The sequence below is a fragment of the Bradyrhizobium sp. Kon58 genome, from assembly GCF_055807455.1.
Window position 1 is genome coordinate 1 of record NZ_JBVVOT010000612.1, and the last position, 244, is coordinate 244.

Annotated in this window: 1 protein-coding gene; it reads left to right on the forward strand. The window is 41.8% G+C overall.

Features of this window, described 5'->3' with window-relative positions:
• Window positions 1-42: 42 nt before the first annotated feature.
• A partial coding sequence (locus AC0L20_RS41675; RefSeq protein ID WP_473295939.1) for a hypothetical protein occupies window positions 43-244 on the forward strand: 202 nt, incomplete at its 3' end.

Consider the following 244-nt stretch of genomic DNA (forward strand, 5'->3'; position numbering starts at 1 on the left):
TGTAAATCATCACTAGTGCAGCTGTATTTTACAGATACGCTAGTGATGATTTACATGTCAAATCACGGATGGTGGGATATTACTTTGCATAAGAAAAATGATCGCAAGAACTTGATTCTAAGTACAGAAATGCTGGCGCACAAGCTTTTGAGCCAGGTAAGGTCAATTAAAATAGGCATTAATGAACTCGATGAGGTCAGCGAGGAAATAGGGGCCCTTATCAACACTTCCCTAGCGCCCGTCG